The sequence below is a fragment of the Streptomyces marokkonensis genome, assembly GCF_008312835.1.
Classification (GTDB): Bacteria; Actinomycetota; Actinomycetes; order Streptomycetales; family Streptomycetaceae; genus Streptomyces; species Streptomyces marokkonensis_A.
On record NZ_VSKS01000013.1, the window covers coordinates 113,317 to 133,550 of the forward strand.

At 75.0% G+C, this 20,234-nt stretch carries 20 protein-coding genes; 10 read left to right on the forward strand and 10 right to left on the reverse strand.

Going from position 1 to position 20,234, the window contains the following annotated elements:
* Positions 1-23 precede the first annotated feature (23 nt).
* The 4 genes from F1615_RS22565 to F1615_RS22580 all read right to left on the reverse strand — a co-directional run bounded on the left by F1615_RS22565 (position 24) and on the right by F1615_RS22580 (position 2,741).
* Positions 24-446, reverse strand: coding sequence for a hypothetical protein (locus tag F1615_RS22565; RefSeq protein ID WP_149550863.1), 423 nt, complete (start codon positions 444-446; stop codon positions 24-26).
* 99 nt (positions 447-545) lie between these two features.
* On the reverse strand, positions 546-1,190 hold the full coding sequence (locus F1615_RS22570) for a class F sortase (RefSeq protein ID WP_244328817.1): 645 nt from the start codon (positions 1,188-1,190) through the stop codon (positions 546-548).
* Position 1,191: 1 nt separating this feature from the next.
* On the reverse strand, positions 1,192-2,031 hold the full coding sequence (locus F1615_RS22575) for a DUF4397 domain-containing protein (RefSeq protein WP_149550865.1): 840 nt from the start codon (positions 2,029-2,031) through the stop codon (positions 1,192-1,194).
* A 101-nt stretch (positions 2,032-2,132) separates the two neighbouring features.
* Positions 2,133-2,741, reverse strand: a complete 609-nt coding sequence (locus F1615_RS22580; protein ID WP_149550866.1) for a sigma-70 family RNA polymerase sigma factor — start codon at positions 2,739-2,741, stop codon at positions 2,133-2,135.
* Positions 2,742-2,904: 163 nt separating this feature from the next.
* On the opposite strand from F1615_RS22580, the gene F1615_RS22585 reads away from it, so the two are divergent.
* From F1615_RS22585 to F1615_RS22595, 3 genes are all read left to right on the forward strand, one after another.
* Entirely contained in the window at positions 2,905-3,897 is a 993-nt protein-coding gene (locus F1615_RS22585) for a MerR family transcriptional regulator (RefSeq protein WP_149550867.1), read from the forward strand.
* Positions 3,898-4,177: 280 nt separating this feature from the next.
* The gene (locus F1615_RS22590) at positions 4,178-5,428 is read left to right on the forward strand and encodes an NAD(P)/FAD-dependent oxidoreductase (protein WP_149550868.1); all 1,251 of its coding nucleotides are present in this window, start codon (positions 4,178-4,180) and stop codon (positions 5,426-5,428) included.
* 103 nt (positions 5,429-5,531) lie between these two features.
* Positions 5,532-6,242, forward strand: coding sequence for an SDR family NAD(P)-dependent oxidoreductase (locus F1615_RS22595; RefSeq protein WP_149550869.1), 711 nt, complete (start codon positions 5,532-5,534; stop codon positions 6,240-6,242).
* Between the two features lie 10 nt (positions 6,243-6,252).
* Here the strand turns inward: F1615_RS22595 and F1615_RS22600 are convergent, their stop codons facing one another.
* The 5 genes from F1615_RS22600 to F1615_RS22620 all read right to left on the reverse strand — a co-directional run bounded on the left by F1615_RS22600 (position 6,253) and on the right by F1615_RS22620 (position 12,808).
* The gene (locus F1615_RS22600; protein ID WP_149550870.1) at positions 6,253-7,749 is read right to left on the reverse strand and encodes a cryptochrome/photolyase family protein; all 1,497 of its coding nucleotides are present in this window, start codon (positions 7,747-7,749) and stop codon (positions 6,253-6,255) included.
* A gap of 13 nt (positions 7,750-7,762) precedes the next feature.
* On the reverse strand, positions 7,763-9,136 hold the full coding sequence (locus F1615_RS22605; protein WP_149550871.1) for a cryptochrome/photolyase family protein: 1,374 nt from the start codon (positions 9,134-9,136) through the stop codon (positions 7,763-7,765).
* Between the two features lie 41 nt (positions 9,137-9,177).
* Complete coding sequence (locus F1615_RS22610; protein ID WP_149550872.1) at positions 9,178-10,767, reverse strand: SDR family oxidoreductase; 1,590 nt, start codon at positions 10,765-10,767, stop codon at positions 9,178-9,180.
* Between the two features lie 49 nt (positions 10,768-10,816).
* Positions 10,817-11,752, reverse strand: a complete 936-nt coding sequence (locus F1615_RS22615; RefSeq protein ID WP_149550873.1) for an AfsA-related hotdog domain-containing protein — start codon at positions 11,750-11,752, stop codon at positions 10,817-10,819.
* A 165-nt stretch (positions 11,753-11,917) separates the two neighbouring features.
* Positions 11,918-12,808: an SDR family oxidoreductase gene (locus F1615_RS22620; RefSeq protein ID WP_149550874.1), complete on the reverse strand. Its 891-nt coding sequence runs from the start codon at positions 12,806-12,808 to the stop codon at positions 11,918-11,920.
* 195 nt (positions 12,809-13,003) lie between these two features.
* Between F1615_RS22620 and F1615_RS22625 the strand changes: the two genes are divergently transcribed.
* The 6 genes from F1615_RS22625 (at position 13,004) to F1615_RS22650 (ending at position 19,237) form a co-directional block, all read left to right on the forward strand.
* Positions 13,004-13,570: a DUF4383 domain-containing protein gene (locus F1615_RS22625; RefSeq protein WP_149550875.1), complete on the forward strand. Its 567-nt coding sequence runs from the start codon at positions 13,004-13,006 to the stop codon at positions 13,568-13,570.
* Positions 13,571-13,634: 64 nt separating this feature from the next.
* A complete protein-coding gene (locus F1615_RS22630) occupies positions 13,635-14,468 on the forward strand; it encodes a M55 family metallopeptidase (protein ID WP_149550876.1) in 834 nt (277 codons plus the stop codon).
* The gene (locus F1615_RS22635) at positions 14,461-15,765 is read left to right on the forward strand and encodes a M20/M25/M40 family metallo-hydrolase (protein ID WP_149550877.1); all 1,305 of its coding nucleotides are present in this window, start codon (positions 14,461-14,463) and stop codon (positions 15,763-15,765) included. Before F1615_RS22630 ends, F1615_RS22635 begins: the two co-directional genes overlap by 8 nt.
* 17 nt (positions 15,766-15,782) lie before the next feature.
* Positions 15,783-17,735 carry a S9 family peptidase gene (locus tag F1615_RS22640; RefSeq protein ID WP_149550878.1) on the forward strand — a complete coding sequence of 651 codons (1,953 nt, stop codon included), beginning with the start codon at positions 15,783-15,785 and terminating at the stop codon, positions 17,733-17,735.
* Positions 17,732-18,664, forward strand: coding sequence for a S66 peptidase family protein (locus F1615_RS22645; protein ID WP_149550879.1), 933 nt, complete (start codon positions 17,732-17,734; stop codon positions 18,662-18,664). Before F1615_RS22640 ends, F1615_RS22645 begins: the two co-directional genes overlap by 4 nt.
* A gap of 18 nt (positions 18,665-18,682) precedes the next feature.
* On the forward strand, positions 18,683-19,237 hold the full coding sequence (locus F1615_RS22650) for a GNAT family N-acetyltransferase (protein ID WP_149550880.1): 555 nt from the start codon (positions 18,683-18,685) through the stop codon (positions 19,235-19,237).
* Positions 19,238-19,329: 92 nt separating this feature from the next.
* On the opposite strand, the gene F1615_RS22655 is transcribed toward F1615_RS22650, so the two are convergent.
* Positions 19,330-19,677, reverse strand: a complete 348-nt coding sequence (locus F1615_RS22655) for a VOC family protein (protein ID WP_149550881.1) — start codon at positions 19,675-19,677, stop codon at positions 19,330-19,332.
* 123 nt (positions 19,678-19,800) lie between these two features.
* Between F1615_RS22655 and F1615_RS22660 the strand changes: the two genes are divergently transcribed.
* Complete coding sequence (locus F1615_RS22660) at positions 19,801-20,226, forward strand: phage holin family protein (protein WP_149550882.1); 426 nt, start codon at positions 19,801-19,803, stop codon at positions 20,224-20,226.
* Positions 20,227-20,234 lie beyond the last annotated feature (8 nt).

Genomic DNA, 20,234 nt, shown 5'->3' on the forward strand with positions numbered 1-20,234 from the left:
CCGTCGCCGGCACGGGCGGGCGGTCACCCGTCCCGTGCGGGGCGGCGCCCCGAGCGGGTCCGGTGCCACCACCACAGGAGGGCGAGGCCGGCGGCGAGGCCGAGCACGGGACCGGCTCTTCGGCACCGGACGCCCGGGAGACGGCCGGCGTGCGGGGAGGCCCACGACGGGTGGTGCCCCCGGAGCGGAGTCGCGGGTGGCGGAGCGGCCGGTGCGTCCGTCCCGGTCAGCTCCTCCGTGATGCGCTGCCACACCCGGTCCGGAGGCGCGGTCGGCAGATCCGGCTCCTCGACCCCGCGGGCGGCGTTGACGATACGGGTCATCAGGCTCAGTTCCTCCCAGCAGCGCGGGCACACGGCGATGTGCTGCAGGGCACTGACGTCGTGGTGGGAGACGCCGTTTCCCAGCGCCAGTTCCACCAGGTGCGTGGGGTCGACGTGCGGCACCGTCACCCTCCTGTTCGTGTGCTTGGCCGTCCTCCCGTACCCGTACGGGCGGGTGGCCGTCCGCGGACGTGCTCACCGCCGTACCGGGTCCGTTCGGTGTCAGGCGGTGAGGGGCTCCGCGGTGACGATCAGATTGGCCTGGTAGCCGCCCCGCCCGGGAACGAAGGGAGGGGCGCAGGTGATGAGGGTGAGAACCGGCGGGCCGCTCCTGCGGAACGCCGAGGGCGGAAGGGAGTCCTTGGGGACCGTCGAACGCGCGGTGACGCGGTAGCGGGCCGGTTCGGCCCCGGCCCGTCGCACCTCGACCGGGTCTCCCGGCCTCACCTCGTAGAGCGAGGCGAACTCGCCGAGGTCTCCGGTGTCGCCGTCCACGTGCCCGACGAGCACGGAGGAACCCCGGTTGCTGCCGGGGGCCGGCCCGAAGCGGTACCAGCCCGCGACGGCCGGATCGGACGGGACGGCCATGTCACCCGCTCCGGTGACTCCCACCGGCCGGATCCGGGCGTCCAGCCCCACCGTGTCGATGAGGATCCGCTGGGGCGGGAGCGCGCTTCGCACCCGGGACGAGGGGCCCGCCCGGTCGGAGGCGGCGCCGGGCGACGCCTCGGAGGTGGTGGCGTCCGCGGCGGTGGCACCGCCGAAATCGGGTGGGGGCGAGGCCTGTTCCGCCGGAGTGGCCCCGAACGTGAGGACCGCCGCCAGGGCGGCGGTCGCCACGGTGAGGCCGGTGAGTCGTCGTGACACGTCACCCACGCCGGCTCGCGGTCCGGCGGATCAGCAGGGCGCCGGTCAGGGCGACCATGCCGGTCACGGCTGCCCAGGCCAGCCACTCGTCGGACGAGTTGGGCGTGGCCGCCGCGCCGCTGCCGCCCGCGTTGACGGTGTTCGGCGCGGATTCCATGCCGCTGAGGGTCTGGGTCGCCAGCGCGAGGTTCTTGTCCTCCGCGCTGCCCCAGGCGTAGACGATGTTGCTCGTTCCCTCCTCGAGGTTCAGGTCGGCGGGTCCGACGGCCACGGTGTCGGTGCCGGCGAGCACCACGTCGGCCGGGACGGTCCCGGCGTCGACCACGGCGGTGTCCTGCTTCGGGTTCTCCAGTCCCTTGAAGACCGGCTGTCCGCCGGCCCGGACGTCCACGGCCGGTGCGGCGGCCACGTGACGCACGGTCAGCCTCGACTTGCCGGCGTCGACCTCGGAGACGTCGTTGGTGAAGGCCGTCAGCTGCGGAGTGCCGTCGGCGGACAGGTGCGCGGCGACCGTGGCGTTGGCGCCGGCCGGTACGTCGATCTCCTTTTCGACGGCCGGTGTCCCGTCGGGTCCCTGGCCGGCTTCGAAGACCTGGATCTCGTAGGTGCCGGCGTCGAGCGACTGCGGGTCGGTCACCGTTCCGGGCTCGAAGTCGCTGAGGAGTTCGTCACCGTTGGCGTAGACGTCCACGGTCAGTCCCGGGACGCCGTGGAACACGGACACCATGGCCTTGTCGTCACCGTCGGCGGCGGGGGCGGCCGTCGCGGGGGCGGCCACGGCCAGGGCGAGGGCGCAGGCTCCGGCCGATGCGCCCAGGAGGAGGGGGGTCCGGGAGGTCATGGGGATCGTCCCTTCATGGAGGATGCGCCTGTTGCGCGATCTCGTAGGTGGTTCGTGCGGGGGTGCCGCCGTGGATGCGTGCGGCACGGCATTTCTGGCTGCTACGCCGCCTCGTCCACGGCACGGCCCTGTTCGATCCCCTCGCGCAGCCGGAGCAGGCCGCGCCGGGTGTGGCTCTTCACGGTGCCCAGGGGCATGCCGGTGCGCTCGGCGATCTGGGCCTGGGTCAGGTCCTCGTAGAAGGCCAGACACAGCACCTCGCGCTGGCTGCGCGGCAGCCGGGACAGCGCGTCGACCAGGAGCACCCGGTCCAGGACCTCGTCCGGTCCCCCGTCGGTCCGGCGCGGCCCGTCGGCGTCGCGGGCCACGGAGTCGATCAGGGTGAGGCGCCGCGTCCTGGCCGCCAGCGCGTCGACGATCTTGCGGCGGGTGATGCCGACGAGCCAGCCGCCGAGCGGACCTCTCTCCGGGCGGTAGCCGTCCCGTCCGCGCCAGGCGCCGAGGAACACCTGCTGGGTCACGTCCTCGGCCTCGTGTGTGTCACCGAGCGAGCGGGTGGCCATCGTGTGGACGAGCGACCCCCAGCGCCGGTAGACGGCCGCGAACGCGTTCTCGTCGGCGGCGAGCAGACCACGGGCGAGTTCGTCCTCGTACCGGGCCTCCTCGGGGACCGGGGACCGGACACCTGCGTGGGGCGAGTTCGTGGTCATGACCTGTTCCTCCTGCCGTCGGCGCTGTGCGCGGGGAAGGCCGCCCGCGGAGCGGGTCGGGACGGCGTGTGCCGTTGCCACCGGCTCGTGCGGTTCAGTCTTCTGAGCAAAAACAACGCACACAACATGCGTCGCTTGTGCGTCGTAAGATGGGGGTGTGGACATGAACGAGCGCGAAGACGACGCGGCGGAGGAGCGGCGCGCCGGTGGGCTGACCACCGGAGAGGTGGCGAGGCGTCTGGGCGTGGCGCCGACGACGGTCCGCTCGTGGGACCGCCGCTACGGCCTCGGCCCCGCCGCGCACACCGGTGGGCGGCACCGCCGATGGACCCCCGAGGACCTGGCCCGGCTGGAACGCATGTGCGCCCTGACGGCGACCGGACTGCCCCCGGCCGAGGCCGCCCGCCTGGCCCTCGACGAGACCGCGACGGGCGCGCCCGTGCCCGCGCGGGACCCCGCCCCCGGGCCGCGGCCGGCGGTCCGCGCGCGGAGCCGGGCCGGAAGCGGTCTGAGGCTCGGCGACGTGCGCCAGGAGTGCAAAGGGGTCGCCCGCGCGGCCCTGCGCCTCGACGCCGCCGCCCTCGACGGACTGCTGAGGGACGCGATCGAGGAACACGGCCTGGTGGCGGCCTGGACGGAGGTGATCATGCCGACGCTGCAGGCGGTCGGCCGCAAGTGGGAGAGCTCGGGGGAGAGGTACGTCGAGGTCGAGCACTTCCTGTCCTGGCACGTCTCCGGCGCCCTACGGCGCCACGCGCCCCCCGTGCCCGCCGATCGCCCCGGTGCCGTGACGGTGCTGGCCTGCGTGCCCGCGGAGAATCACACGCTGCCCCTCGAGGTGCTCGCCGCCGCGCTGGCCGAACGGAACCTGCCCGTACGCATGTTCGGCGGCGCGCTGCCCGTCGAGTCCCTCGTGGCCGCCGTACGGCGGACCGGACCGGCCGCGGTGGGCCTGTGGGCGCAGTCCCGGACCACGGCCAGCCGGCCGCTGGCCCAGCACGTCGCGGCGATCGAGTGGGGCGTGCGCGGCGCTCGCCGGAAGCCGGTCGTCATGACCCTCGGCCCCGGCTGGGCCGGGCAGCGGGCGCCGGGTCTGCCGCATCCCTCCGGGCTGGCGGAGGCCGTCGCCGTGGTGGAGTCGGCGGTGCGCGGGTGAGGCGACGCCGCCCGCCGGGTACACATGGTGGCGCCCGGCCCCATCACCGGGCGGAGCACACGGGGGCGGGCGCGCCCGGTCCGCCACCGGAAACGACGCAACACGAACGACGCACCCGGTGCCGGGCGACCCACGGGAGACGCGACGGACCGGATGCCCGCCCGGGGCCCGAACCCCTCGGCCGGGGCGCGACGAGCCGGCGACGGGAAGGACGAGAAGTCCGCGCGGGGACCCTACAAGTCGACGGGGGCGCGCCGGCCGGCGACGAAGGAAGAGGACCATGACCAGTCACCACCACCGCGGCGCCCCGGACACCATCGTCGTCGGGGCGGGTCTCGCCGGCCTCGCCTGCGCCCTGGACCTGTGCCGCGCCGGGCGGCGGGTGGCCCTGCTCGAGGCCTCCGACGGCGTGGGCGGCCGGATGAGGACCGACCGGCGGGAGGGTTTCCTGCTGGACCGGGGCTTCCAGGTCTTCAACACCTCCTACCCGCAGGTCAAACGGCGTCTCGACCTGCGGAGCCTACGGCTGAGGCCCTTCACCCCGGGCCTGATCGCGCACACGCCGACGGGGCCCGTCCGCCTCGCCGACCCCACCAGGCGGCCGCACGCCGCGGGCGCCCTGCTCCCCGGCCGGGTCCTCCCGGCCCGGGACCTCGCCGCCCTGGCCGCGCTCACCGCGCGGGACGCCCTGCTGCCCGCCGGCCTCCTCAAGCGCCGTCCGGACTGCTCCACCGCCACCGCCCTCGAGCGCGCCGGGGTGTCGGCCGCGACGGTCACCCGCATCCTGCGGCCCTTCCTGTCCGGAGTGTTCCTGGAAGACCGCCTGGAGACCTCCGCCCGCTTCTTCCACCTGGTCTGGCGCAGCATGGTCAGGGGAACGCTCTGCCTGCCCGCCGACGGCGTGGGCGCCGTGCCCGCCCAGCTGGCGGCCGGTCTGCCCGACGGCGTCCTGCGCCTTGAGACGCCCGTGGACGCGGTCACCGACTCGGGAGTGCTGCTGACGGACGGCCGGGAACTGCCGGCCGCGTCGGTCGTGGTGGCGACGGACGCGGCCGCCGCGGCGCGCCTGCTGCCGGGCCTCGCCGTTCCGCAGACCCGGACGGTCACCACCTACTACCACGCCGCGCGGCGCCCGCCGCTGACCGAGCCCACGCTGGTGGTCGACGGTTCCGGCGCCCTGCTGAACACCTGTGTGCTCACCGAGGTCGCATCCACCTACGCGCCGCCGGGCACCGCGCTGATCTCCACGTCCGTGCTGGGCGCTGACCGGCCCGGGGCGGGCGGGGCGGTGCTGCGGCGCCTGGCCGAGCTGTACGGCACCGACACCGCCGCCTGGCGGCAGGTCGCCGCGTACACCGTCGAGGGAGCCCTGCCCGCCATGACGCCGCCGTGGCCGCTGAGCCGCACCACGCGTCTCGCCGCGGGCAGGTACGTCTGCGGGGACCACCGGGCGACCGGCAGCGTGCAGGGCGCGCTGGCCTCGGGCACCCGCGCCGCCCGTGAACTGCTCGCCGACGCGGTGTCCGGCTGACGGCCGGCCGGGCCGGGCACGGTGCGTCCACCGGAGACCGGCGCACCGAAACGGACGAGGAGGAGCGGGGCCGGTGGCCTGTCTCCGGGAGAAGGAGCGGACGATGGATCTCGACGGCGCACGCGTACTGGTGGCCGGCGCCACCGGAGTCCTCGGCGGTGCCCTCACCGCCGAACTGGCCGCACGCGGGGCACGGCCGGCGCTCGCGGGACGCGATCCGGCGCGCCTCGCCCGAGCCGTCCAGGACTACCCGGGTGCACCGGCCGTCCTGTTCGACGCGTACGACCCCGCGTCCTGTGCCCGCTCCGTCCACGAGGCGAACACGCTGCTGGGCGGGCTGGACGCGGTGGTGACGGCGTTCGGCTCGGTGGGCTTCGGGCGGGCGGCGGAGGTCGGGGACGAAGTGGGGGAGCACCTGGCGGCGGTCAACTTCCTCGCGCCCGCCGCGTTCTTCCGGGCCGCGCTCACCGTCATGGGGCCCGGCTCCGTGATCGCCGCGTTCACCGGCGTGGTCGCGCGGCGCCCGCAGCCGGGGATGGCCGACTACAGCGCCTCCAAGGCGGCGCTGAGCGCCTGGCTCGCCGCGGTGCGCCGCGAGGCACGGACCGGGGGCGTCCGGGTGCTGGAGGTCAGCCCCGGACACCTGGACACCGGCTTCGCCGGCCGCTCCGTCGCGGGCACGGCCCCGCCGATGCCGCCGGGAGGCGACCCGGGCCGAGTCGTGCGGGCCGTCGCCGACGCGCTGGAAGCCGACGCCGAACTGCTGCGCACCGCCCCGGACGGGACGCCCGTGGTGGAACGGCGCGCCGGGTGAGCCGGCCCTGTCACGGCGGTGCGTCACCCCGGGCGCGCTCCTGGCGGCGCAGCTCGCCGAGATCGCCGAGCCGCTCCAGCCCGCGTACCGGCCGGGCGGTGCGGTGGTTGTGGCCCAGCCGTTCGCGGTGCCGGTCGAGGAAGCTCCAGTAGCCGGCGGTGTAGGGGCAGGCGTGCTCCCCGGTCCGGTCGCCCGGCCGGTAGCGGCACGGCCCGCACAGGTCGCTCATGCGGTGCACGTAGGCGCCGCCCGACGTGTAGGGCTTGGTCGTCATCCGGCCGCCGTCGGCGTACTGGGACATGCCGACGACGTTGGGCACCATGACCCAGTCGTATCCGTCCACGAAGCAGCGGTGGAACCAGTCCGTGACCGCGGCGGGGTCCCAGCCCCGCTGGAGCGCGTGGCTGCCGAGGATCATCAGCCGGGGGATGTGATGGGTCCAGCCCGTGTCCCGCACCTGGGCCAGCACCGTGCGCAGGCAGCGTGCCTGCACCGCGTCCGCGTCCAGCTCGTTCCACCAGCCGGGCAGCGGGGCGGTGTGGCGCAGGACGTTGGAGCGCCGGTAGTCCTCGCCGAAGTACCAGTACAGCTGCCACACGTACTCGCGCCAGCCGGCGATCTGCCGGACGAACCCCTCGACGCTGTTGAGGGGCGCCCGGCCGGCGCGCCACTCCGCCTCCGCACGCTCGACGCACTCGGCCGGGTCGAGCAGGCCGAGGTTGAGGGAGGACGACAACAGACTGTGACTCATCACCGGGTCGGCGGCGAGCACGGCGTCCTCGTAGGGGCCGAAGGTGGTGAGCCGGTGGGTGAGGAAGCGCTTGAGCGCCGCCCGGGCCTCGGCGCGGTCCGCCGGGAACGCGCGCGGTGCGTCCCGCCCCACGAAGGACACGTCGCCGTCCTCCGCCCAGCGGTCCAGGTCGTGACGGACCTCGTCGTCGATCTCGTCCTCCCGCGGCCGGTACGGCGCGGGCACCGGGAGGGTGGAGGCTTCGCGCGGCGGGGGCCGGCGGTTGTCGTGGTCGAGGTTCCACCGGTCACCGGCCGGGGCGTCGCCGTCCATCAGCAGGTCGTGGGTGCGCCGCACCCACCGGTAGAAGTCCTCCTGCCTCAGCCGCTCGCCGCCCCGCCCGCCGGCCCAGGCCGCGAAGTCGTCCACCGGCACCAGGAACCCCCGGGCGGGACCGACGGTGACCTGGGGCAGTGAGCGCACCAGCCGTGCGGCGGCGTACGAGGTCGGGTGGTGGACGGTGACCGGGCGGTCGCCCGCGGCCCGTGCGAGCCCCTCCCGGTAGGTGTCGGCCCGCACGTAGGTCACCCGGTCGCCCAGCTCGGCCGCCCGGTGGCGCATGGCGGAGAGGACCAGGTGGGCCTTGGCCCGGTGGAAGCGCCTGCGGCGGAACACCGAACGGGCCTCGATCATGAGCAGTGGTGTGCCGCGGCCCGGCCCGCCCTCGCCGGGGGTGAGGAAGTGAGGGCCGAGCTGGTCCCCGAAGAGCCAGTGCACGACTCGTCCCCTCTCAGTCGCGGCCGCGGGCGTGTGTGAAGCGTGCCAGCCCGTCGGACAGGTCGATCACCGGTGCGGGGTAGCCGAGGCGGGCGCGCCGGTCCTCCGGCAGCCGCCAGGGCTCGTGCACGAAACGGTCCTCCACGTCGCGCAGTTCGGGCACCCAGCGGCGTACGTAGGTCCCCCGCGGGTCGAAGCGCCGTCCCTGGACGACGGGGTTGAGGACGCGGTGCGGGCGGGTGTCCGTGCCGGTGCCGGCCACCCACTGCCAGTTGAGCTGGTTGTTGACGATGTCGCCGTCGACCAGGAGGCCGAGGAAGTGCCGGGCGCCGATCCGCCAGTCCACGTAGAGCGTCTTGGTCAGGAAGCTCGCCGTCAGCAGACGCGCCCGGTTGTGCATCCAGCCCTCGTGGCGGAGCTGGCGCATCGCCGCGTCGACGACCGGATAGCCGGTACGGCCCTCCCGCCAGGCCGCGATGTCCCCGGCGGCCTCCTCCTCGGTCCGCCACCGGTCGTGCCGGGTGCGGTAGTCCCGTGAGGACGCCTCGGGACGCGCCGCCAGCACCTGGTGGTGGAAGTCCCGCCAGCACAGCTGCCGCACGAACGCCTCTGCGCCCGGACCGCCCCCCGCGCGCGCCCGCTGCACGAGTTCCGACGCGGACAGGGCACCGAAGTGCAGGAACGGCGACAGCCGTGACGTCGCGTCGCCGGCCAGGTCGTCGTGCCGGTCCTCGTAGGCGGGCATCCCCGACCGTGCCCACCTCGCGAACCGCTCCCGGCCCGCCTTCTCGCCTCCCTCGGGGAGGCCGGGTGAGAGGAGGGAGGGGGCCGGGCGGGACGGGAGCGGCTCACCGCGCACCCCGTCCGGCACGGGCACGGTGCGCGGCGCCGGGCACACCTCCCGCAGCCGCTCGGCGGACCAGCGGCGGAAGTAGGGCGTGAACACCGCGTAGTGGTCGGCGCCGGACGGCGTCACCCGTCCGGGCGCGACGGCGGTGATCACGGTGTCGTGCACGTGGAGGGCCACGCCGTCGGCGCCGAGGCCCTCGCGCAGCCGTTCCTCCCTCCGGTGGCCGTAACCCGTGACCGCCGCGGCCATGTGGACCTCCGTGGCGCCGGACTCGGCCGCGACCGCGCCGACCTCCCGCGCGACCGGGCCACTGCGCAGGACCAGCCGGCCGCCGCGGCGGCGCAGCGAGGCGTCCAGATCCGCCAGGCAGTCGGCGAGGAAGGCGCTGCGGTTGGGGGCGTCGAAGCCCGCCGCGTGCACGGCGGGATCGCGGACGAAGAGCGGCACCACCTCCTCGGCGGCCGCGAGCGCGGCGCGCAGCGGCGGATGGTCGTGCAGGCGCAGATCCGAGGTGAACAGGACGACCGCGCGGGTCATGTCGTCGCTCCTGGTGGGTGAGGCGGTGCGGCACCGGCCGGTCAGGGACGTGACCGGTGCGCGGGGCGGGCGGGCCGGGTGCGGCCCGTGCGTGCCGCTCGTCCGCGCGCGCCCGCGCCCCGGGCGGCGGCCCGCGCGATGTTGCGGGCCATACCGCCGAAGACGACGGCGTGGAACGGCGAGACGCTCCACCAGTAGGCGTGGCCCAGGAGGCCGCGCGGATGGAACAGGGCGCGCTGGCGGTAGCGGGTCCGGCCGGCGGGGTCCGTCTCGGCGCACATCTCCAGCCAGGCGAGTCCGGGCAAACGCATCTCGGCGCGCAGCCGCAGCAGCCGGCCCGGCTCGATCTCCTCGACGCGCCAGAAGTCCAGGGAGTCACCGACCCGCAGGTGGGCCGCGTCACGCCGGCCGCGGCGCAGGCCGACCCCGCCGACGAACCGGTCCAGCCATCCCCGGACCGCCCAGGCGAGCGGGAAGGAGTACCAGCCGTTGTCGCCGCCGATGCCCTCGATGACCTTCCACAGCGCCGCGGGGGAGGCGTCGACCGGCAGGGACCGTTCGTCCCGGTAGAGGCTGCCGCCGGCCCAGTCGGGGTCGGTGGGCAGCGGGTCGCTGGGCGCGCCGGGCACGGCCGCGGACGACCAGCGGGTGTCCACCTGGGCGTCCCGGACCTTGCGCAGCGCCAGGGTCAGCGCCTCGTCGAAGGGCAGCGGGCAGCCCGGGGGGTCGGGCACGTGGCGGGCGATGTCGTGTTCCCGGCAGACGACCTCGTGGCGCAGCGACTCGGTCAGCGGACGGGCGATGGCGGCGGGCACCGGGGTGACCAGGCCCACCCAGTGGCTCGAGAGCCGCGGGGTGAGGACCGGCACCCGGACGATGAGCCGTCGCCGCAGTCCGGCGACCTCGGCGTAACGGCGCATCATCTCCTCGTAGGTGAGGACGTCCGGTCCGCCGATGTCGAAGGCCCGGTCGACGTCGGGCGGCATGGTGGCCGAGCCGGCGAGGTAGCGCAGCACGTCGCGGACCGCGATCGGCTGGGTCCGCGTCTGCACCCAGCTGGGGGTCACCATCACGGGCAGGCGCTCGGTGAGGTAGCGCAGCATCTCGAACGACGCCGATCCCGAGCCGATGACGACCGCCGCCCGCAGCACCGTGGCCGGGACCGGGGAGTCGAGGAAGATGCGCCCCACCTCCGCCCTGGAGCGCAGGTGCGGGGAGAGGGAGTGCTCGGGCACCCCCTCCGGGGTGAGCCCGCCCAGGTAGACGATCCGCCGTACGCCGGCGGCGTGCGCCTGCTCGGCGAAGATCCGGGCGGCGCGACGGTCCGTCTCCTCGAAACCGGGGCCGGTGGTGAGGGCGTGCACCAGGTAGTAGGCGACGTCCACCCCGCGCATGGCCCCGGCGAGGGACGCGGCGTCCGTGACGTCACCGCGGACGGTCTCGACGTCCGGGGCCCAGGGGTGGTCGCGGAGCTTGCCGGGGGAGCGGGCCAGGCAGCGGACCCGGTGCCCGGCCCGTAGCAGTTCCGGCACCAGACGTCCGCCGACGTACCCGGACGCCCCGGTGACCAGGCAGTGCAGCCGCTCTCCGTCCCGCTGTCCGTCCTCGACCGCCACGACTGTTCCTCCCATGTGTCCGTCACGGCTTCTGCGTCCGTCACGACTTCCCTCTTGCGTCACATCATGAGCGCGGCAGGGCGACCGTGCCCGTCGCGCCGACGCGGCCGGCCACCATGACGAGGAAGCGGAAGCCGCCCGGGTCCGCCGCCACCTCCAGCCGGGCACCGCGGGCCGGTACCGGTGCCCGCAGGTCGATGCCGAGTCCGGCCACGGCGCCCGCCGTCCTCCCGCAGTTCAGCAGGGCCGCCTGCCGCCCGGCCTCCAGGAGCGCCAGGGTGGGCAGGCGGGACGGGCGCCCCGGCAGGAGGACGGGGTGTGCCGGGTCCCGCGGAACGACCACCAGACGCCCCTGCGGCGCCCGTGCCACGAGGACGTCGTGCTCCGCGGCGGCACCGACCGCCGCCGCGGCGGGGTGCAGCAGTGCGGGCGGGACCGCCGGGTGCTCGCCGGCCGGGGCGGACTGCGCCCTACGGGCGAACCGCATCGTGCACGAGCCGAAGGGAGCACCGGCGTGCAGGTACTCGGCCGTGACGCGGTAGGCGACGAGCGCCCCGCCCTCCCGTCGTACGAGGTCGCTCACGCCGACCCGGACGGCCACCTCGGTCGCGCTGCCGCTCTCCGCCGGCTGCGTCCGCGGAGGCGTCCCCATGCTGACCGAGACGGGCTCGAACGGTGCGGTCCCGGCCCCGGGCAGGTACGTGTGTTCCAGGGCCGTGGCGAGCTGACGGGTGGACTCCGCCATGATCAGCGGATGGTGTCTCACGGTGGCCGTCCGCTCGTTGAGCGGGTGCAGGCGGGGCCACTGGCACCGAGCCGCGAAGAAGTGGCTCCCCTGACGGCGCAGGGACACGACGAGCAGCGACGCCATGGTCTCCAGCCCGATCGTGTGCCACAGCAGCGGGTCGCCGTGCTCGGTCTCCCGGGCACCCGGCGCGTCGCGGTCGCTCCGCGGCCACGTGCCGGCCGCGGGAGCCGTATCGATCGCCGTAGCGTGCATGAGCGTCTCCTGCCGAAGGCGTCGGGCGGTGCGACCGCCCCACACAGCCACTTCACCGGCCGCCGGCCCGATGGATGCACCCGTCACCCGAACGCGCTCACCACCGGCGCTCCCCGGCCGCCCCTACCCGGTCGCGGTGGTCCGCGCAGGCGGGCGGACGAGGCCCTAACCGCGAGGGGACCGGGAGGCGTCCTGGTCGGCCCGGCCGCCGGCGCCCAGGAGCCCCGTGGCCTCGAACGGCTCGGCGGCGGCCAGCCGCGGCAGTTCGCGTCGCGACAGCAGCGTCACCACCGGGGGCAGGGCGGCGCGCACGAGCTGGGCCGACCGCAGCCAGCCGGGCACGTAGACCGACGGGCGGCGCCGCTCGATCGCGGCGACCAGGCGGCCCGCGACGTACTCGACGGGGTACACCTTGCGCGCCGGCGGCGGCATGTGGCCGCGCAGCTCACGGAGCACCGCGAACTCGTCCGCGTCGCGGACCATGTCGGTGTCGGTCCAGTTGATGTAGGCGATGCCCACGCCCACGCGCCGGTGGGCCATCTCGGCCCGCAGCGCGTGGGCGAACGACTCGACCCCCGCCTTGGACGCGCAGTACGCGCTCATCATGGGCGCCGCACCGAGGGAGGCGAGCGACGCGACCTGGAGGAAGTAGCCGGACGTGTCGAGCAGGTCGCCGATGAACGTCCGGGCCGTGGCGGCACTGCCGATGAGGTTGACCTCGATCACCCGCCGCCACACCGCGGGATCGGACTCGGCGAACGGCCCGCCCTCGGCGACACCCGCGTTGGCGACGACGACGGAGGGAGGACCGAGCCGCGCGCGGATGTCCGCGGCGGCCCGGGCCAGGCCCCGGTCGTCCGTGACATCGACCTCCCAGCAGCCGCAGGCGCCCGGCAGGGTGTCCTCGACCCGCTTCAGCGTCCGCTCCTCCCGCCCGAGCAGCGCCACCCTCGCCCCGCGGGCGGACAGCTCCCGGGCCATCGCCGCTCCCAGGCCGCGCGCCGCTCCGGTGACGACGGCGGTCCTTCCGTGCAGCGGGCTCGCGGTGACCGGCATGCGACGGCTCCTGTTCCGTGCGGCGTTCGTCCCGTCTCACCGTAAGCACGGGCGGCGCCGTCGGCATGCCGGCGGCCGTACGCCGGCGACCCGCTCCGGCCCGGAACGGACGCCCGGTGCGGGGAACGACCCCGGTCCGCCTCCAAAACGACCCCGATGCGCATCCAAGGGGACTTTCCCGGGCGAAACGGTGACATGAAGCTGCGAGAGGAACTTCCGGTCGACCACCACCTGGCGACCGTGTACCGCTACGGAGCCGCCTTCTGCGGCCTGGTCCTGCTGACCTTCGCGGGCCTCGGCTTCGCCGACGCCCTCAGCCCCTTCGACACGTCCGGCGACACGATCGCCGGCATGACCACCAACGTGACCCTCAGTGTCATCTCCGCCGTCGTGGGATGCGCGCTGCTCGTCGGCGCCGTCATCGGCGGCAACTTCGCGTCGGCCCTCAACATGACGATCGGCGGGCTGTTCGTACTGAGCGGCTTCGCCCACACCTTCGTCCTGGACCGCCCCGCCAACATCCTGGACTTCGGGATGACCAACGTGATCTTCAGCTACGTCATGGGTCTGCTCATCGCGACGTTCGGCATGTACGGCCGCGTCTCCAGCCGGCTGCCCCACGACAATCCCTACTGGCGCCGTCGGCACGCCGGGCGGGCGGCCGGTGAGACCAAGGCCCCGGCGCTGCCGGGGGCGGAGCCGCGCGCTCTCGCCCGGGGAGAGGGGCGGGGCCCCCGCGACGGACGCGGCGCGCTCCGGTGAGCAAAGGGCCCTCCTCCCACCCCTCGTGGGGCGGGCCCCCGGCCGGCGCGTAACGTGAGGCACCATGAAGATCCTCATCAGCGCCGACATGGAGGGCGCCACCGGTGTCACCTGGCCGGCCGACGTGCTGCCGGGGACTCCCCAGTGGGAGCGGTGCCGGTCCCTGTTCACCTCGGACGTCAACGCGGCCGTGCAGGGCTTCTTCGACGGCGGCGCCGACGAGGTGCTGATCAACGAGGCCCACTGGACCATGCGCAACCTGCTCCTGGAGCGGCTGGACGAGCGGGCCCGGATGCTCACCGGCCGGCACAAGTCCCTCTCCATGGTCGAGGGTGTGCAGCACGGCGACGTCGACGGCATCGCGTTCGTCGGCTACCACGCCGGCGCCGGCATGGAGGGCGTCCTCGCGCACACCTTCCTCGCCAACTCCATCACCGGGGTGTGGGTCAACGACGTACGGGCGAGCGAAGGACTGCTCAACGCGCACGTGGCCGCCGAGTACGGGGTGCCGGTGGTCCTGGTCACCGGCGACGACGTGGCCTGCGAGGACGCCCTCGGTTACGCGCCCGGGGCGCTGAAGGTCGCCGTCAAGGACCATGTGTCCCGGTACGCGGCCGTGTGCCGCACACCGGCCAGGACGGCCGCCGACATCCGCGCGGCGGCCAAGCAGGCGACGGCGCTGGCCGGGCGCCGCGAGCCGGTCGACGGCGGGCCCTTCACCGTCGCGGTGGAGTTCGACGCCGAGCACCTGGCGATGGCCGCCACCGTCGTGCCGGGTGTGACCCGGGCCGGTGAGCGCAAGGTCGCCTACACCAGCGGGACCATGTACGACGGCATCCGCACCTTCAAGGCGGTCACCACGATCGCCTCGGCCGCGGTGGAGGAGCAGTATGGCTGACGAGCAGGCCCTGGACGAGGTCGTGACGTTCACGTCCGACCTGATCAGGATCGACACGACCAACAGGGGCGGGGGCGACTGCCAGGAGCGGCCCGCCGCCGAGTACGCCGCCGCGCGGCTCGCCGAGGCGGGCCTGGAGCCGGTCCTCCTCGAGCGCACCCCCGGCCGGACCAACGTCGTCGCGCGCCTGGAGGGCACCGACCCGTCGGCCGACGCGCTGCTGGTCCACGGGCACCTCGACGTCGTGCCGGCCGAGGCCGCCGACTGGAGCGTGCACCCCTTCTCCGGGGAGGTCCGCGACGGGGTCGTCTGGGGGCGCGGCGCCGTCGACATGAAGAACATGGACGCGATGATCCTGGCCGTGGTGCGCGCCTGGGCCCGGCAGGGCGTGCGGCCCCGCCGCGACATCGTCGTCGCGTTCACCGCCGACGAGGAGGCCAGCGCCGAGGACGGCTCCGGATTCCTCGCCGACCGGCACGCCCACCTCTTCGAGGGCTGCACCGAGGGCGTCAGCGAGTCGGGCGCGTTCACCTTCCACGACGGCGACGGCCGGCAGCTCTACCCGATCGCCGCAGGCGAGCGCGGCACCGCCTGGCTGAAGCTCACCGCGCGCGGCCGGGCCGGGCACGGCTCCAAGGTCAACCGGGAGAACGCGGTGACCCGCCTCGCCGCCGCCATCACCCGCATCGGTGAGCACGAGTGGCCGCTGCGGCTCACCCCCACGGTGCGGGCCGCGCTCACCGAACTCGCCGCCGTGTACGGCATCGGGACGGACCTGTCCGACGTGGACGCCCTGCTGGAGAAGCTCGGTACGGCGGGCAAGCTCGTCGAGGCGACCGTCCGCAACAGTGCCAATCCGACCATGCTGGACGCCGGGTACAAGATCAACGTGATCCCCGGGGAGGCCGTGGCGCGCGTCGACGGCCGGTACCTGTCGGGCGCCGAGGACGAGTTCCGCGCGACGATGGACCGGCTCACCGGGCCGGACGTCGACTGGGAGTTCGAGCACCACGAGGTGGCCCTGCAGGCGCCGGTGGACTCGCCGACGTTCGCCCGGATGCGGGCCGCCGTGGAGGAGTTCGCACCCGAGGGGCACGTCGTGCCGTACTGCATGTCCGGCGGCACGGACGCCAAGCAGTTCTCCCGGCTCGGCATCACCGGATACGGCTTCGCGCCGCTGAAGCTGCCGGAGGGCTTCGACTACCAGGCCCTCTTCCACGGCGTCGACGAGCGCGTCCCGGTCGAGGCGCTCCACTTCGGTGTCCGGGTCCTCGACCGGTTCCTGCGTTCGGCCTGAGCGGAGTGAGGGAGACAGTGCAGACCCTGGCCCACGGCGAGTGGCCCTCGCCCATCGACGCGGCCACGGCCGCGGCCCACGACGGCAGCCCCGAGTTCGCGGACTTCGTCGGCGACGAGGTGTGGTGGACCGAGCCCCGGCCCACCGAGGCCGGCCGGCGCACGCTGGTGCGCCGGCACGCCGACGGCACGGAGGAGTCCGTCCTGCCCGCGCCGTGGAACGTGCGGACCCGCGTCATCGAGTACGGCGGCCGGCCCTGGGCCGGCACGGTGCGCCGCGGCGGCCCGCTCGTGGTGTTCGCGCACTTCGCGGACCAGCGCCTGTACCTCTGGGAGCCGGGCGGCGAGCCGCGCCCGCTCACCCCGGTGTCGCCGGTCGGGCAGGGGCTGCGCTGGGCGGACCCGGTGCTGCTGCCCGAACGCGGCGAGGTGTGGTGCGTCCTTGAGGAGTTCACCGGCGACGGCCCCAGCGACGTACGCCGGGTCCTGGCCGCCGTACCGCTGGACGGCACCGCCGCCGACGACCGGGACGCCGTGCGGGAACTGAGCGACGGACGGCACCGGTTCGTCACCGGGCCGCGCCTCTCGCCCGACGGGCGGCGCGCCGCCTGGCTCGGCTGGGACCATCCGCGCATGCCGTGGGACGGCACCGAACTGGTGACCGCCGAGGTCGCCGACGACGGCACCCTGCGCGACGCCCGCACGGTGGCCGGCGGCCCCGAGGAGTCGGTCGCCCAGGCCGGCTGGACCCACGACGGCCGGCTGCTGTACTCGAGCGACCGCACCGGCTGGTGGAACCTCTACCGGGACGGGGAGCCGGTCTGCCCCCGCGAGGAGGAGTTCGGCGGACCGCTGTGGAAGCTCGGGCACCGCTGGTTCGCCCCGCTGGACAGCGGGCTGATCGCCGTCGTGCACGGCCGGGGCGCCCCCCGGCTCGGCGTACTCGACCCGGAGACCGGTGAGGTCGTCGACGCCGTCGGTCCCTGGACCGAGTTCGCGCCCTCCGTGGCGGCCCACGGCGAGCGGGTCGTCGCCATCGGGGCCGGCCCGCGCAGCGCCCACGAGGTGGTGGAGCTGGACACCAGGACGGGCAGGGCGCGCGTGATCGGCGCCGCGCACGAGGACGCCGTGGACCCCGCCCACTACCCGCGGCCCCAGGTCCGCACGTTCACCGGGCCCGACGGCCGCGAGATCCACGCCCAGGTCTTCCCGCCGCACCACCCGGAGTACGCCGGCCCCGCGGACGAGCGTCCCCCGTACGTGATCTGGGCGCACGGCGGCCCCACCGGCCGGGCGCCGCTCGTGCTCGACCTGGAGATCGCGTACTTCACCTCGCGCGGCATCGGCGTCGCCGAGGTCAACTACGGCGGCTCGACCGGATACGGGCGCGAGTACCGCAACCGGCTGCGCGGACAGTGGGGCGTGGTCGACGTCGAGGACTGCGCGGCGGTCGCGCTGGCCCTCGCCGACGAGGGCACCGCCGACCGCGACCGGCTCGCCGTCCGCGGCGGCAGCGCCGGCGGGTGGACCACCGCCGCCTCGCTGACCACGACCGACGTCTACGCCTGCGGCACGATCATCTACCCGGTGCTCGACCTCACCGGCTGGGGCACGGGGGAGACCCACGACTTCGAGTCCCAGTACCTGGAGAGCCTGATCGGCCCGCGCGCCGAGGTCCCCGACCGGTACGTGCGGCGCTCGCCCGTCGAACACGCCGACCGGCTCTCGGTGCCCTTCCTGATGCTCCAGGGACTGGACGACCCGATCTGCCCGCCCGTCCAGTGCGAACGGTTCCTGGCCCGGCTGGCCGGCCGGGGCGTGCCGCACGCCTACCTCACCTTCGAGGGCGAGGGGCACGGCTTCCGGCGGGCGGAGACGATGGTGCGCGCCCTGGAGGCGGAGATGTCCCTGTACGCCCAGGTGTTCGGGCTGAGGGTGCCCGGCGTCCCGACCCTGGAGCTGGGCGCGTGAGCCGGGCCGAACCGCTGCGGCGGCCGCGCCGGCTCTCCCCCGGCGCCCGGGTGGCCGTCGTCGCGCCCAGCGGCCCGGTGCCCGAGGAGCGGCTCCGGGCCGGGCTCGACGTACTGCGCGGCTGGGACCTCGATCCGGTGGCGGCCCCCCACGTCCTCGACCGGCACGGACGGTTCGGCTACCTGGCCGGCACCGACGCCGACCGGGCCGCCGATCTGCAGTCCGCGTGGTGCGACCCGGACGTCGACGCGGTGATCTGCGCCCGCGGCGGCTACGGCGTGCAGCGCATCGTCGACGCGCTCGACTGGGAGGCGATGCGGGCGGCCGGGCCCAAGGTGTTCGTCGGGTTCAGCGACATCACCTCCCTGCACGAGGCGTTCGCCGTCCGGCTCGGACTGGTCACCCTGCACGGGCCGATGGCCGCGGGCCTCGACTTCGTGAAGAGCGCGCGGGCACAGGACCATCTCCGGGCCACCCTCCTCGCTCCCGACACCGTCCGCACCATCGCCTCCGACGGCACCGCGCTCGTCCCCGGCCGGGCCCGCGGCGTCACCCTGGGGGGCTGTCTCTCCCTGCTCGCCGCCGATCTCGGCACCCCGCACGCCAGGCCCTCCGCGCGGGGCGGACTGCTGTGCCTGGAGGACGTGGGCGAGGAGACGTACCGGCTCGACCGCTACCTCACCCAGCTGCTGCGGGCCGGCTGGCTGGACGGGGTCGCCGGGCTGCTCCTCGGTTCCTGGGCGCAGTGCGAGCCGTACGACGGGGTGCGGGCGCTGCTCGCCGACCGGCTCGGCGGCCTCGGGGTACCGGTGGCCGAGCAGTTCGGGTTCGGGCACTGCGACGACGCGCTCACCGTCCCGTTCGGCGTCGCCGCCGAACTCGACGCGGACGCGGGCACGCTGACGCTGGACGAACCGGCACTCGCCTGACCGTCGTAGGGTGGCGGGGTGCCGCACACCGCTTCCCGCTATCTCGCCGAGGGCGCCCGCGTGGGCCTGCGTCACTTCACCCACGCGGACGGCGCCGAGTTCACCGCCCGTGCCCGGGAGAGCAAGGACCTGCACCACCCCTGGCTGTTCCCGCCGGACAGCGCCTCGGCCTACGCCGCGTACGCGGGGCGGCTGATCGAGGACCCCGCCAAGGCGGGGTTCCTGGTCTGCGAGAAGGAGGCGGACGGCGCCCTCGCCGGGTTCATCAACATCAACAACATCGTCGAGGGCGGCTTCCTGTGCGGTGCGCTGGGCTACGGCGCCTTCGCGCACGCGGCGGGGCGCGGGCTGATGCGCGAGGGCCTGGACCTCGTCGTGCGGTACGCCTTCGGCCCGATGCGGCTGCACCGTCTGGAGATCAACGTCCAGCCCGGCAACGCCGCGTCCATCGCCCTCGCCCGCGCCTGCGGTTTCCGCCTGGAGGGCTTCTCGCCGAAGATGCTCTTCGTCGACGGGGCCTGGCGCGACCACCAGCGCTGGGCCGTCACCAGGGAGATGACGACCGGCCGTTGAAGCGGGGATCGGACGGCCGTGGAGCGCCCTCACCGGCGAACCCCTGCCGGAACGCCACGACTTCCGGATGCGGCCCTCGCCCTGAGCGGGTGTCAGGCGCGGCGGTCCGCGTACTCGTAGACCGCCCCGTCCGGGTGCCGTGCGATGAGGTTGCGGCCCACCGGGGTGGGGACCGGGCCCGCGATGATGTCGGCGCCCATCTCCGCGAGGACCCGGCGGGCCTCGTCGACGTCCTGCACCGCGATGGTCGCCGCGACCTTGCGCAGCACGTCCAGCTCCGCCGCGGGACCGCTCATCAGCAGGAAGCAGCCCACCGCGGCGACCTCGACGCCGGCCCGTTCGAACCGGAGGGCTCTGCCGCCCGCCAGCCGCTCGTAGAAGGGGATGGCGGTCTCGATGTCGTCGACGCAGACGCGCAGTGTGGCACCCAGAATCTCCATGGGGAGGAGCCTAGTTGGGGGCGGCCGTAACGAAGGGCCCGCCCCCGGCCGGTCCCCCCGCCGCTCACCACGCCCCGCGCCCGCGGGCGTTACGCGCCCCGGGCCGCGGGTACCCGGTGCGTCATGCAGCGCTTGGAGCACTTGGAGCATCTGGACAAGCACCTGGCCGACGAACTGGCACAGGTGGCCCGCGAAACCGTACGTGACGAACTGCGCGAACAGGCGCGGGGGCAGCGCCGCAAGGCCGCCCTGTACGCCGCGTCCGGCACCGCCGCCCTCTACGCGGGCGCGGCGGTCTCGCTGGCCGTGGGCCTCGCGCTCGCCCTGGTCCTGCCGGACTGGGCCGCCGCGCTGATCACGGCCGCGATCCTGGCCGCGCTGTCCTACGCCCTGCGCGGCGCGGCCCGGCCCTCGGCCCCCCGGCAGGCCACCGCACCCGGAGGCCGGGGCGCCCCGATCCCGCCGGTGCCGTCCACCCCGCCCACCGCGGGCGTCGTCCCGCCGCCGCGGCCGGACGGCTCCGGCCCGGACACCCACCACCGGCCGTGACCCCTGCG

Coding starts and splice junctions, on each gene's coding strand:
- F1615_RS22630 (WP_149550876.1), top strand. CDS start 13,635: ATGAAGATCCTCATCAGCGCCGACATGGAGGGCGCCACCGGTGTCACC.
- F1615_RS22610 (WP_149550872.1), bottom strand. CDS start 10,767: ATGGGAGGAACAGTCGTGGCGGTCGAGGACGGACAGCGGGACGGAGAG.
- F1615_RS22575 (WP_149550865.1), bottom strand. CDS start 2,031: ATGACCTCCCGGACCCCCCTCCTCCTGGGCGCATCGGCCGGAGCCTGC.
- F1615_RS22605 (WP_149550871.1), bottom strand. CDS start 9,136: ATGACCCGCGCGGTCGTCCTGTTCACCTCGGATCTGCGCCTGCACGAC.
- F1615_RS22660 (WP_149550882.1), top strand. CDS start 19,801: ATGCAGCGCTTGGAGCACTTGGAGCATCTGGACAAGCACCTGGCCGAC.
- F1615_RS22655 (WP_149550881.1), bottom strand. CDS start 19,677: ATGGAGATTCTGGGTGCCACACTGCGCGTCTGCGTCGACGACATCGAG.
- F1615_RS22625 (WP_149550875.1), top strand. CDS start 13,004: ATGAAGCTGCGAGAGGAACTTCCGGTCGACCACCACCTGGCGACCGTG.
- F1615_RS22615 (WP_149550873.1), bottom strand. CDS start 11,752: ATGCACGCTACGGCGATCGATACGGCTCCCGCGGCCGGCACGTGGCCG.
- F1615_RS22590 (WP_149550868.1), top strand. CDS start 4,178: ATGACCAGTCACCACCACCGCGGCGCCCCGGACACCATCGTCGTCGGG.
- F1615_RS22595 (WP_149550869.1), top strand. CDS start 5,532: ATGGATCTCGACGGCGCACGCGTACTGGTGGCCGGCGCCACCGGAGTC.
- F1615_RS22580 (WP_149550866.1), bottom strand. CDS start 2,741: ATGACCACGAACTCGCCCCACGCAGGTGTCCGGTCCCCGGTCCCCGAG.
- F1615_RS22585 (WP_149550867.1), top strand. CDS start 2,905: ATGAACGAGCGCGAAGACGACGCGGCGGAGGAGCGGCGCGCCGGTGGG.
- F1615_RS22620 (WP_149550874.1), bottom strand. CDS start 12,808: ATGCCGGTCACCGCGAGCCCGCTGCACGGAAGGACCGCCGTCGTCACC.
- F1615_RS22635 (WP_149550877.1), top strand. CDS start 14,461: ATGGCTGACGAGCAGGCCCTGGACGAGGTCGTGACGTTCACGTCCGAC.